Here is a 12,387-nt window from a genome sequence, read left to right as displayed (position 1 = left end):
GACGGTCTTTTTATTGTGTAAAATCAAAGTAATTAGCATTAGGTCGCGTGTTGATTTACTTACGTTTTTTAAACTGATAACTTTGATAACAGGATTTACAAAGGACATTATCGTTAGGTTAAGGCTCTGCTGAGCAATCTGACAATTTATCAAATATAAGGGAAGGTATGATCCAGTCTGAATATCAACGTTTTCTTCAAACTTTACTATCATCTCCATCTAGTGAGTCAGTTCATAAATTCGCTAACTTGGTACTAAAGAACCTAGATAAAATTGTTCCTCTAGGTACGTATCAGGGACAAAGGGTTAAAAATGTCGCAAAGCTTGCTCAAAAATATTGGGCTAATTTAGATGCGGATATCCCAACTGATCTTGAAGATATAACATCAGATGTTGCATCTTTTACTCTACTCAAAGAATTGACTGTTGATTCATTTCGGGGATTTAGCCGTGAAGAAACTTTTGATCTAAAAAGTATATTAGTTCTTATCTTTGGGCCAAATGGTACAGGTAAGTCAAGTTTCTGTGAAGCATTGGAATATGCGTTATTAGGTTCTGTGGCAGAAGCTGAAAGTAAACGTTTTAGAGATGTTGAAGCTTATTTGAAAAATGCCCATACCAATAAATTCGTACCTCCCAAATTGATCGGAATTGATGCTCAAGGCAGTGATGTCAATATCAAACCTAATGATGCTCTTTATCGATTTTGCTTTGTTGAGAAAAATCGAATAGATAGCTTTTCGCGTATTGCTGCACAAGCTCCAGCCAAACAGTCAGAACTAATATCAACACTATTTGGCCTTGATGCGTTTAATGAGTTTGTTAAAAACTTCTCTCCTGAAATGGATGGAAAACACATTGATGTAGAAGGTGTCAAAGCAAAGAAGCTTTCTCAAAAACGGCTTCAACTCCAAGGCGCTGAACAGCAAATAAAGCTTAATAAAGGCATTGTTGAACAGGTGAAGGGTGAAGAAACTTCACTAGCAACACGCTATAGAGAAGGCTGTACTTTACTGAAAATGATGTTTGAGCTTAATGGGTCTGAGGAAAGGCAAGGGCAAATACCTTTATTAGAAGCAGAGCTGCAAAAGCCTGCTCCGCAAAAAAGTAACCTAACCGCTGCTAACTTAGCCTTAATCAAACAAACGTTAGCAAGTAGTCTAAATGACCATAAACAAAAAAAGAAGAATTAGCGAATGCAAGCCAACAAGTATCTTTCCAACGGCTATTTGAATCGGTAACTCAAGTTCAGCAAATTAGTCCTGATAAATGCCCAGCATGTTTAACCCCATTAACGGAAGTAACCGTTAATCCTTTCACTCATGCAGGAGAGGAGCTAGTCAAACTTCAACACTTAGCTGAATTGCAAACTAAAATAAAACAACTTGAGCAAACAGTGCTTCAAAAGCTTCAAGAATTGCATCAGATATTATCCACTTGCTTAAATTTTTATTCCATTGATAACAAGTTAGCACCATTCAAGCTAGCTGATATGTCTCAATTAAATGTGACATGGTGGAATAGTTTGAATGTTGTGTTAGGTGATGGCACATCAGCCATTCAGCATATTGATACACAAGTAAACTCCCTAGAAAAACAGGATACTGAAAGTGTTCAAATTGAACAGAATAAGAAAGCTCAGCAACTAGAATTAAACCGATTAAAAGTTTTTTTAAATGACGCTCAAAAGCTAGCTGCTTCGAAGAGTGCAGCAATCAAAGCAATTGAAGGTGCTCAAAAGCTAATTAGTGAATTTGACGAAGAAAATAAATCACTCATCGGTGAAGTCGAGCAGGAAAAGCCTATTGTGGAGCAGAATATTGAAATCAGAGAGTCCTACCAGCAGTTTGTAGCTTTACTTAATACCTATCGTAAGAAGCTGCCTGCACTGCTAGTCGAAAACTTAGGTGATGAAGTTGTTAAATTATATAATGCATTCAACCGTAACGATGCGCCAACAGAGTTATTGGCATCAATTCAGCTACCGCTAGCACAAAACCAGAAGCTAAAAATTTCTTATCAAAACGAGCCTGAAAAGTATTTTGATGCTCTCCATGTATTAAGTGAAGGGCATATTCGTTGCATTGGTTTGGCAATACTATTGGCGAAAAACATAAAAGAAGGTTGCCCTCTTCTTATCTTTGATGACCCGGTTAATGCTATTGATGATGACCACCGAGAGTCCATCAGGCGCACTCTATTTGAAGATGATTACTTTGATGGAAAGCAGATTATCTTGACATGTCATGGAGAGGAACTCTTTAAAGATATCCAAAACATGTTATCAGTAGAGCAAGCCAGAAGTAGCCAGCGGTTGGCGTTTTTACCTCGTATTGATGAGCCGCATATACAAGTTGATTTCAATTGCGCCCCACGAAACTATATAGAAGGAGCATTAGAACATATTCGTAAAAATGAAATACGATTTGCATTGGGTAAATCTCGCCAAGCGTTAGAATTATTAACTAAAGGAAAAGTATGGCGATATGTCAGTAAGCATGGAGATGGCAATTTAAGTATCAAATTACGTACCGCAAATGCGCCAATTGAGTTGCGTCAGTTAACAGATCAACTTAAAACTAAGATTAACAAAGGTGACTTCACTGATCCCAATAAACATAATGTTTTATCACCCATAGATCAGTTATTAGGTGTTAATGGTGATTCTCGCGAATGGCGGTATCTGAACAAAGGTACTCATGAAGAAGTAGATCGAGCAGAGTTTGACAGAAACTCTGTTCATACAATTGTAGCTGCAATCGAGTCATTGGATCTGGCGCTATAGTTTAACATCTTGTTAAGCCAGCTTTTGCTTTCAGAAGCTGGTTTTTCTTTATCTGTCGGTTGCTAACAAAACTGTAGTCGCATTAGTGGACTTTTAGTTTTGAGGAGGCACGTAAAGCGATTATTTGAGCGAGGATAAAGTCTAGACGAATAGCTCATGTTCTTCCATATATTAAAGAAAATAACTCTTACACAAAGGGCCATACGAAAAATGCGCCTAATGACGGTAAAGCTTTACTCACCATCACATGATTAAACTTATAACAGTAACCAAGTGCGTTTTTTCACGCTAATTCTCTGCTTTAAATGGTAACGCTAACAGGAAGACGTTAATATATAACCTTTGGCATTTGCCTCTTATAATTAATGATTTAACGCGGAATTTACATGAATCTAGCAGAAATTTTACTGGCACTGGGTAATTCAAACGACAATGAGCTACCGATAGAAGCCCTTGAAGCGGCTAAAACACATTGGCCAGTATTTTACCCAGAATTAGAACGGCTAATAGATCAATTTATCGCGGATGATACATCATTAACTGAAGAGCAACAGGGCGTTTTATTTTTCGGTACTTTATTATTAGCCGAATTAAAATATGCGCCAGCCTTGGCAAAATGTTTGCAGCTATTTTCGCGCAGTGACACCTTTTTAACCCCCATTGAGGCGGTATTTGGCGATGCACTTACCGAGTTAACCCCAAGCGTGTTTTATAATGTTGCTGATGGTAATACTCAAGCTTTGTCTGATTATATTGTTGATGGTCATCAAGCTATGTATTGCAAAGCATCGGCTATTGAAGCGGTATTTGCTCAATACGAGGTTGGGGTGATTACTAAAGTTCAGTTAACAGCACATATTAATCGATGGTTATCGGCATTTTTAGCTTTACCGGGTATCAGCAATTGTTTTTTACTTAGTGCATTAGCGGATGCTTGTATTACTTATCAACTTGATGATTTTAAAGCTCAATTTATTGCGCTATGCGATAAAGGTGTTGGTGATAACAGTTTATTTGATGAAAATCGCTTTAGTCATGATGAAATTAAAGCATGGGCCAGTACTGAAACATACAAGTTGATTGAATTTGGTACAATTCAAACCGAGTTCAAAGTTGTTGATACATTGCAGTCTTGGGCTGATGATGATTTAACCGACGAACAGCTTGAGAATGAAAATCATGATGTATTTGATTCGTTGATGGAAGACGGTGGTTTATTGTCTTCTATTTTATACGATGAACAAACGATTATAGACAACAGTGTGCCGGTTAGCTCGTTATCAGCTGCTGGCAGAAATGATCCTTGTCCGTGTGGCAGTGGTAAAAAATATAAGAAGTGTTGTTTGCATTAACAGCAAACAATGAAAATTTTTCTGCTAACTCATGAACGTGAATTGCGCCGAGTAACCAATACCGGCGCTATTGCACTGCAACATGCGGGTGAAATTGTTGAACGTATACTTTGGCAACGGCTAAATCCGCCAGCACTGCTGACTCGTTTAATAGCGAATAATGCCGCGATATTATTGTATTCAAACACCAAATCTAGCGCGATAATATCATCGGTTGAGCCATTACCTGAGCACACAATAGCCGATTCGATGAGTCTTGATACTTACGATAATATCATTATTATTGACAGCACATGGCAAGAAGCTCAAAAGATTTTTAATCAAAGCCCTTATTTAAAACAAGCTGCTCAATTTACGGTAAAAACTGAAAATAGCTCATCTTATAAGCTAAGAGCTAACCAGCCAGAAGGCGGATTGTGTACCATTGAATGCATAATTGAAGTGCTAAAATTAAAGGGGGAATATGAAGTAGCGGCTAACTTGGCGATAAAATTCGCTGATTTTAATCGCTAACTTTAATCACTAACTTCAGAGTATAAATGTTTTGCGCTTGCTTGTTTTTCTCATGAAATCTATTTATAAAAAATTTTACAAACAGAAACTTAAAATAAACTCGTTACAACAATGAATCGTTCATCATTAACCGAAAAGAAATAAACAATGTCTTATCCTGCTTGTCCAAACTGTCAAAGTGAATACGTATATCAAGAGCAACAATTACTTATTTGTCCTGAGTGTGCATTTGAATGGGATCCTAAAGAAGTTGCAGAAAATAGCATTATTGCTGTTAAAGACGCTAATGGCGCTTTACTGTGTGAAGGCGATAAAGTTACCGTTATTAAAGATTTAAAAATTAAAGCCAGTTCGCAAGTTATAAAAATTGGTACTAAAGCGCTGATCAGGCGGGTGTTTGATAAGAAAGATCATCAGCTTGATTGTAAAGTCGACGGTGCTGGCGAAATGATGGTAACAGCCAAGTTTGTTAAAAAAGCCTAAAAACGAAGTACATTTATATCGAATACGCTCGGCAACTTTTGACCTAGCAATGGCAAAAATGACCGAGTAACCCCAAAGAGTTGCCGCTGAGGTTATTAAAAATACCTTTTTAAGCTAATGATTTACAATTATTTATAGTTATATGGCCTTTTATAGTTAACTTTTTGTTGGCGCAAATTTTGCTGTCTACATGCATGATGTTTGCAGGTATGTTCGCTGCAAATAAAAGCAAACGTATAAGGAAATATCATCGTTATGTCTATTTCAATTAATAATCAAAGCCATATGCAAGCGTTGTTCAAAACCAACACCGCAAGCGGTGTTAACCAAGTAAAACAACCACTGCCCGCCATTGATAATGTCGCAGCACCCAAGCCTAGTGCTATGACTGATATTAAAAACCTTCGTTATATTTCAAATATAAAACCTGAAGAAGTCGCAGCTCATTATGAGTCAATAAAGACTGCTGCCAGCAAAGAGCTTGATGAAACTAATTTTGAAAATAAACTGTTAGCGCCCAATGATTATCACAATGCCACCATAGATAAAATTATGGCGGTACCGATTGAGGTTAAAATTGATCGCGACGAAGTTAACACGGCTATTTTATATAATCGATTGGGTATTAGTTTTTTGGATATAAAAAGAGTTGAAGTAAGAATGGAAATTCTAAATCTTGCTCAAACTGAAGTCGATAATGACGCAGACAAAGGCTTGATCAGAAAAGACCAACAATTAGCGCTGACTAAAAAGATTGACGAAAATCTGGAAAAATTAACCGCACAAAGACAAAGCTTACTCGACAGAAATAATGGCGACGAAAGTGAAGACGTTTTTCTTGTGCAACTTGAGCAACAAAGAAGTATCAAGTTATAAGCCTATGCGTTAATTACACATTGTTAAGCTACTTAAATAAATGCCCAAAAAACCAACCAATAATGGTAATAAACAGCACAGGTAACACAAACCAAAGCATGATCGGCAATACCACCACAACAACTAATGCCACAAAGGAGGAAATAAAAATACCAATTAGTGGCAGTAACACTAACAAAATTAAGGAAATAACGACGCCAACAAATGTTAAAGCAAATAAAACCATGGCAATAGCAGCTAGTGGGTTTTCAACTTTACGGTTATTAATCATTAATTGCATAATGCTTCCTTTTCCTGATTGTTTTCTTGGTCACACTATATACTAAATAACAATGTTAAGATGAATAAAGCAAAAACAAAAAATATAAAGCCATTAATGTAGCCTTTGTTACGAGATTTTTGCCAAAATACTTTTTGAGCTGTTTGCTCTGTTTGGTTTAAATGATAACTACAGTGCGGGCACTTGTTCCCAAGATACATAATTAAGCGACAGCGAGGGCACTTAGCTGATGGCTCAAATTCAGCCATTCCCATAATTGTTGGCTTTTTGTTTTTCATTTCTTCCCTAAAAATCCCACAATACTAATAACGTCTTAAATATACACAGTTTTATTAATAAGGTTAATGTTATTAATAAATAGCTTGTTAATTTAGTGTTTTTTATTTTATTTCAGTTGCTTGTCAGTAGTTCAGCAGCACGTTACAAACAAAAAACAGTTACTATTTTTGTATAAAGTCCTAAAACACAGGTTAACTGTATAAATAAACAGTTCCGTTAGGCGTGTCACTTAGTTAATGTTACTGAATTAATGTTACTGAAAAATCCCGCTAATCACCGTATAATTGCCGCCATAGTATTAAAGGCATTTAAGACATCTCATGGCAGCGCAACAAAATCCCCCAGAGTTAGCAGTTAGACAAATTCATATTACTGAAGGTCATTCTGATAACAAAGTACTCAATAATTCACCCAACAAAACAGCTGACAAGAACTTGCATAACCAGAAAATTATAGATAAATCTGCCCCTAAAATTGTGCTCGCAACACTGAATGCTCGTTACTTTCATACCAGTTTTGGCTTGCGTTACCTATACGCGAATATGCAAGAGTTACAGCCGTTTTGTGAAATCAAAGAATTTATTATTCAAACCCGTGCTATTGATATTGTTGAACAAATTTTAGCGTCTAAGCCTGATATTGTCGGCTTTGGGGTTTATATTTGGAACATTGTTGAAACTACTGATGTGGTGAGTTTGTTAAAAGTAATCGCACCAGAAATTAAAATAGTATTAGGCGGGCCAGAGGTAAGTTATGAAACAGAGCAGCAAGCCATAGTGGCCAGTGCTGATTATGTGTTAACCGGGCCGGCGGATCTTAGTTTCTATCAATTGTGTAAAAATATTATCGCTGATGCACCATTAGAGAGAAAAATTTTCAATTCAAAGCCGGTTGAATTAAAAGATCTTGCCTCGCCATATCAATATTATACCGATGAAGATTTAGCTAACCGTTTGCTGTATGTTGAAGCATCGCGCGGTTGCCCATTTAAATGTGAATTTTGTTTATCATCATTAGATAAAAACTCAGTACCTTTTGAAATAGTGCTGTTTCTTGAGCAAATGGAAATTCTGTATAACCGTGGCGCACGTAACTTTAAGTTTATTGATAGAACCTTTAACTTAAACATTAATACCACCATGGAAATCATGCAGTTTTTCTTAGACCGCATGACAGACGATCTTTATTTGCACTTTGAAGTGGTACCTGATCACCTACCTAGAAAATTAAAGGCCTTGTTAGCACAATTTCCTGAGGGCAGTTTACAGTTCGAAATAGGCATACAAACTTTTAATACTGAGGTGCAAGCCAATATTAGTCGTAAACAAAACAATGCTAAGTCAAAAGAAAACTTACTGTGGTTAAGAGATAATACTCACGCCCATATTCATGCTGATCTAATTTTTGGTTTGCCCGGTGAAACCTTTGATAGTTTTAAAGATAGCTTCAATCAACTTTATCATTGTCGACCACATGAAATTCAAATGGGGATATTAAAGCGCTTGAAGGGCAGCCCGATCATTCGCCACACAGAAAGCTTTGACCTTCGTTTTAACCCGTTACCACCGTTTAACATTTTAAGTACTGACCGAGTTAGCTTTGCTACTATGCAACGTATCAATCGCTTTGCACGCTACTGGGATATGATCGGTAACTCTGGCCGTTTTAAATACGCACTACCGTATATGTTATCTGATGAGCCGTTTGATGATTTTATGGCGATCACTGAGTGGATATTTAATAAAACGGGTCAAATTCATAATTTTAATCTGAAAAAGCTGTTTGAGTTACTTTCGCAAGCAGTTGAGGCTGTTTTTCCAGATAAACATCAAAAGGTTATTGAAGTTATAGAACAAGATTTTCAGGCAGCGAAATTAAAAAGCCTGTTTAGTAGCTTGCAGCTTTATGCAACCGACCAACCACAGTTAGTCATTAAAAATAAATCGTTAAAGCGCCAGCAGCAACATATGAGCTAAATACATTAACAGCCTTATCAGATACCGCAGTTACTGTACAAATAGCTTACGCGTTTAATAAAAATAAGCCGATGGTTGACACTATCGGCTTATAATATTGTACTAAACTTAAACTTAAACCAAACTAAACTTAAACTAAACAGCTAGCAAGCTAAAAAACTAGCAGTAATGTAATGGTTTACGCTGAAAGTAGCGAGATAAAAAAGCTCATTTCTAGGGCTTTGTCGTTCAGGCTTTTAAAGCGCCCTGAGGCACCACCATGGCCAGCATCCATATCGGTTTTAAACAGTAATAAATTATCATCGGTTTTAAATTCTCGCATTTTTGCGACCCATTTCATCGGTTCAAAGTACTGTACTTGTGAGTCATGTAACCCCGTGGTAACTAAAATATTAGGATAGGGCTGTGCGCTAATATTATCGTATGGCGAATATGCTAATATATTTTGATAAGCGTGTGGCTCGTTCGGGTTACCCCATTCGTCATATTCATTGGTAGTTAACGGTATGCTTTCATCAAGCATGGTGGTTAAAACATCCAAAAAGGGCACATGTACACCCACACCGAGATAAAGTTCAGGTGCTTGATTAACGACTGCGCCCATTAATAAGCCACCAGCGCTACCGCCAGAAGCAAAAATTTTATCCTTAGCGCCGTAACCTTGTTCAATAAGGGCTTTAGTCACATCAATAAAGTCATTAAAACTATTTTGCTTATTTGCCATTTTACCGTTTTCGTACCATTGGCGGCCAAGCATTTCTGAGCCACGTACATGGGCAATAACGTAAACAAAACCTCGATCGAGTAGGCTAAAAATTTCACTGGAAAAATTAGGATCTATAGTAATACCGTAAGCCCCATAGCCATATTGTAATAGCGGGTTAGTGCCATCTTTTTTGAAGCTATCTTGGCGGTAAACTAACGATACAGGCACTTCAATGCCATCGCGAGCAGTAATAAATATGCGTTCTGACTGATAATGTTCTTTATCAAAAGCCCCTAATACTTTTTGTTGTTTAAGTAACTTTCGTTGACCCGTTGCCAGGTCAAATTCAAATAATGATCCTGGTGTGGTTAAGCTTGAATAATATAAACGCGCCATTGTGCTGTTTGGCTCGGGGTTATCGTCTAGGCAAGCGAAATAACAAGGGTCGTCAAATAGTAATGGGTATTGTTGACCAGCATTTTCACCATGTGTTGTATGAACAATAAAGCGAATTTGCCCATGCTCACGCTCAGTAATAACAATAAAACGCTTAAATAGTTCGATACCTTCAAGTAGCACATTGTTTCGATGGGCTATTACTTCTTGCCAACTATCAATATCGCCAAGTTGCTTGGCAGTTGCTTTCATTAAACGAAAATTTTTCGCCTTATAATTAGTAACAAGGTAATAATGCTCGCCCATTTTATCGGCATGAAATTCATGTTGCTCTTGATAAGGAAATAGATCGATAAACTCGCCATCAGGTTGATCAGCATCTAACACTAAATAATGTGTCGATTCTGTAGCATGTAAACAAATATACAGTTGTGATTCATCTCGGCTTTTGTCTAAGCTCATGTAAAAGCTATGATCATCTTCTTGATAAACCAATACGTCGTCAGCTTGTGCTGTGCCTAATTTATGACGATAAACTTGCGTGCCTAACAGGGTATCTAGATCTTTTTTAACATAAAATACGGTCTTATTGTCGTTAGCCCAAACAACTTGTCCTTCAGTTTCAAGCAGAATATCGGTTAAATACTCATCTTCGGTGTCAATTGAGCTTTTTCTAGCTGTTGTTTTAGCTAAGTTTTTAAAACTAATACTATAAATACGACGACTATCCGTGTCTTCAGATATCGACATAATTTCATCGTTCGGGCTGATTGAGATATCGGCTAAATCATAAAAGTCATGGCCTTTAGCTCGCTCATTAACATCTAACAGCAGCATTTTGTTGTCACCGGCAAAACTTGTTGCGCGATAATAGCGAGAAAACTCTTGATCGCCATTAATTTCGCTGTGATACCAGTATTTACCATCTTTAGCGGGAACCGTATTGTCGTCTTTTACAATGCGTGCTTTTAACTCGTTAAACAGTAATGTTTGCAAAGGCTTCTGCTCAGCTAGCATGGCATCTGCATAGCTATTTTCCTCATTAAGGTGGGCAATTACCTTTTCATCATTACGTTGGTCATCACGCATCCAATAATAATTGTCTACACGTTGGTGTTGATGTATGACCATTTCATGTGGAATTTTTTCGGCTATGGGTGCGGTAATAGTGTTATTTGACGTGGGTAAAGATGTTGGCACTAAGTGCTCCTATTAAAATAATGAAGTTTTGTAAAATATAAATTTTGCCGAGCAAGTTTATCGGGCTTTGAGCATTTACGTTAGTTAATTGTTTCAAAACTTACCAAAGTAAGCACAATAGCAAGGATTATAGCTGAATGAATAAGCCATGTTTTAGATCAAACTGTTCGGCTCTACAACATGCTACAAAAGTGTAAGCAGATTAAAGCCAACTTAAAGGAGAGTATGATGAGTTCAACATTTTATATGCCATCTTTAAACGTTATGGGTAGTGGTAGCTTAGCTGAGGCCATTAACTATATAAAAGAACAAGGGTTTAAAAAGGGATTAATTGTTAGCGACCATGTTTTGAATAAAATAGGCGTGGTTAAAAGCTTTACTGATTTATTAGATCAACAGCAAATCGCGAGCATTGTATTTGACCGAGCGCAGCCAAACCCAACCGTGAGTAATGTTAATGATGGCTTAGCGGTACTTAAGCAACACGATTGTGATTTTGTTGTTTCTTTAGGTGGTGGCTCTCCACATGATTGTGCTAAAGGCATTGCATTAGTGGCGAGTAATGGTGGCGAAATAGCCGATTATGAAGGCGTTGATCAATCTAAAAAACCTCAACTGCCGTTAATTGCCATTAATACCACAGCCGGCACTGCATCAGAAATGACACGCTTTGCCATTATTACCGATGAAGAGCGTCATGTAAAAATGGCCATTGTGGATAAAAATACCACGCCGGTATTATCAGTTAACGATCCTTCACTTATGGTTGGTATGCCAGCAACGTTGACAGCAGCAACCGGTATGGATGCGTTAACCCATGCTGTTGAAGCCTATGTTTCTACTGCTGCTACACCGATCACTGATGCTGTGGCATTAAAAGCGGTTGAGCTTATCCAAGCTAATTTACCTACTGCGGTTGCAGATGGTGGAAATATTGTTGCCAGAGAGCAAATGGCTTATGCGCAATTTATGGCCGGTATGGCATTTAACAATGCCTCATTAGGTTATGTTCATGCCATGGCCCATCAGTTAGGTGGTTTTTACGACTTACCACATGGTGTTTGTAATGCAGTATTATTGCCCCATGTTCAGCGTTATAACGCGCAAGTATGCTCGGAGCGTTTAAAAGATATTGCGAATAGTATGGGGGTTGATGTAACAGCCATGACAGCTGAGCAAGGGGCCAATGCTGCCATTAGTGCTATTGAAGATTTGGCAAGCCAAGTGGGTATTCCAACCGGATTAGAAATACTCGGCGTTAAGGCCAGCGATATCTCCTTGTTAGCTGACAACGCACTAAAAGATGTTTGCAGTTTAACTAACCCTAAACAAGCAAGCCACGAAGAAATATGTCAAATATTCCGCTCGGCTATGTAATAAATAGCATAAAACCAAACGATAAGTAAATGCTCATTTGGTTATTTCACCTAGATAAAATCCAGTTGTGTAAGTCACTGGATTTTATCATTTAACAACCTCTTACTTTGTTGATGAGCATTATTACTGCCATGTTAAACGACTGGCAGGGCAAGAACTTAAAC

General features: G+C 37.5%; 11 protein-coding genes. 8 read left to right on the top strand and 3 right to left on the bottom strand.

Features of this window, described 5'->3' with window-relative positions:
• The first annotated feature begins 167 nt into the window (after positions 1-167).
• From FGD67_RS02860 to FGD67_RS02835, 6 genes are all read left to right on the top strand, one after another.
• Positions 168-1,193, top strand: a complete 1,026-nt coding sequence (locus tag FGD67_RS02860) for an AAA family ATPase (protein ID WP_257173609.1) — start codon at positions 168-170, stop codon at positions 1,191-1,193.
• Between the two features lie 299 nt (positions 1,194-1,492).
• The gene (locus tag FGD67_RS02855; protein WP_257173608.1) at positions 1,493-2,785 is read left to right on the top strand and encodes an AAA family ATPase; all 1,293 of its coding nucleotides are present in this window, start codon (positions 1,493-1,495) and stop codon (positions 2,783-2,785) included.
• Positions 2,786-3,171: 386 nt separating this feature from the next.
• Positions 3,172-4,137, top strand: a complete 966-nt coding sequence (locus FGD67_RS02850) for a DUF1186 domain-containing protein (RefSeq protein WP_257173607.1) — start codon at positions 3,172-3,174, stop codon at positions 4,135-4,137.
• A 9-nt stretch (positions 4,138-4,146) separates the two neighbouring features.
• Entirely contained in the window at positions 4,147-4,650 is a 504-nt protein-coding gene (locus tag FGD67_RS02845; protein ID WP_257173606.1) for a tRNA-uridine aminocarboxypropyltransferase, read from the top strand.
• Between the two features lie 147 nt (positions 4,651-4,797).
• Positions 4,798-5,133, top strand: coding sequence for a zinc ribbon domain-containing protein YjdM (locus tag FGD67_RS02840; RefSeq protein ID WP_257173605.1), 336 nt, complete (start codon positions 4,798-4,800; stop codon positions 5,131-5,133).
• 255 nt (positions 5,134-5,388) lie between these two features.
• Positions 5,389-6,009, top strand: coding sequence for a hypothetical protein (locus tag FGD67_RS02835; protein WP_257173604.1), 621 nt, complete (start codon positions 5,389-5,391; stop codon positions 6,007-6,009).
• A 28-nt stretch (positions 6,010-6,037) separates the two neighbouring features.
• Here the strand turns inward: FGD67_RS02835 and FGD67_RS02830 are convergent, their stop codons facing one another.
• Together FGD67_RS02830 and FGD67_RS02825 are read right to left on the bottom strand one after the other, a co-directional pair.
• Positions 6,038-6,289 carry a hypothetical protein gene (locus FGD67_RS02830; RefSeq protein WP_257173603.1) on the bottom strand — a complete coding sequence of 84 codons (252 nt, stop codon included), beginning with the start codon at positions 6,287-6,289 and terminating at the stop codon, positions 6,038-6,040.
• A 35-nt stretch (positions 6,290-6,324) separates the two neighbouring features.
• Positions 6,325-6,567, bottom strand: coding sequence for a hypothetical protein (locus FGD67_RS02825; protein ID WP_257173602.1), 243 nt, complete (start codon positions 6,565-6,567; stop codon positions 6,325-6,327).
• Positions 6,568-6,888: 321 nt separating this feature from the next.
• Between FGD67_RS02825 and FGD67_RS02820 the strand changes: the two genes are divergently transcribed.
• The gene (locus FGD67_RS02820) at positions 6,889-8,544 is read left to right on the top strand and encodes a B12-binding domain-containing radical SAM protein (protein ID WP_257173601.1); all 1,656 of its coding nucleotides are present in this window, start codon (positions 6,889-6,891) and stop codon (positions 8,542-8,544) included.
• A 178-nt stretch (positions 8,545-8,722) separates the two neighbouring features.
• Here FGD67_RS02820 and FGD67_RS02815 read toward each other — a convergent pair whose 3' ends face one another.
• Positions 8,723-10,846 carry a S9 family peptidase gene (locus tag FGD67_RS02815; protein ID WP_257173600.1) on the bottom strand — a complete coding sequence of 708 codons (2,124 nt, stop codon included), beginning with the start codon at positions 10,844-10,846 and terminating at the stop codon, positions 8,723-8,725.
• Between the two features lie 228 nt (positions 10,847-11,074).
• Here FGD67_RS02815 and yiaY point away from each other — a divergent pair, with 228 nt between their 5' ends.
• On the top strand, positions 11,075-12,223 hold the full coding sequence (yiaY, locus tag FGD67_RS02810; RefSeq protein WP_257175054.1) for an L-threonine dehydrogenase: 1,149 nt from the start codon (positions 11,075-11,077) through the stop codon (positions 12,221-12,223).
• Positions 12,224-12,387: the final 164 nt, after the last annotated feature.

Origin of the sequence: Colwellia sp. M166 (assembly GCF_024585285.1) — a bacterium.
Lineage (GTDB): Bacteria > Pseudomonadota > Gammaproteobacteria > Enterobacterales > Alteromonadaceae > Cognaticolwellia.
This window is presented reverse-complemented; position numbering and strand designations above follow the sequence as displayed.

What these genes read in the sequence shown, in the direction of transcription:
- FGD67_RS02860 (WP_257173609.1), top strand. Translation starts at nt 168, where the DNA reads ATGATCCAGTCTGAATATCAACGTTTTCTTCAAACTTTACTATCATCT.
- FGD67_RS02855 (WP_257173608.1), top strand. Translation starts at nt 1,493, where the DNA reads ATGTCTCAATTAAATGTGACATGGTGGAATAGTTTGAATGTTGTGTTA.
- FGD67_RS02850 (WP_257173607.1), top strand. Translation starts at nt 3,172, where the DNA reads ATGAATCTAGCAGAAATTTTACTGGCACTGGGTAATTCAAACGACAAT.
- FGD67_RS02845 (WP_257173606.1), top strand. Translation starts at nt 4,147, where the DNA reads ATGAAAATTTTTCTGCTAACTCATGAACGTGAATTGCGCCGAGTAACC.
- FGD67_RS02840 (WP_257173605.1), top strand. Translation starts at nt 4,798, where the DNA reads ATGTCTTATCCTGCTTGTCCAAACTGTCAAAGTGAATACGTATATCAA.
- FGD67_RS02835 (WP_257173604.1), top strand. Translation starts at nt 5,389, where the DNA reads ATGTCTATTTCAATTAATAATCAAAGCCATATGCAAGCGTTGTTCAAA.
- FGD67_RS02830 (WP_257173603.1), bottom strand. Translation starts at nt 6,289, where the DNA reads ATGCAATTAATGATTAATAACCGTAAAGTTGAAAACCCACTAGCTGCT.
- FGD67_RS02825 (WP_257173602.1), bottom strand. Translation starts at nt 6,567, where the DNA reads ATGAAAAACAAAAAGCCAACAATTATGGGAATGGCTGAATTTGAGCCA.
- FGD67_RS02820 (WP_257173601.1), top strand. Translation starts at nt 6,889, where the DNA reads ATGGCAGCGCAACAAAATCCCCCAGAGTTAGCAGTTAGACAAATTCAT.
- yiaY (WP_257175054.1), top strand. Translation starts at nt 11,075, where the DNA reads ATGAGTTCAACATTTTATATGCCATCTTTAAACGTTATGGGTAGTGGT.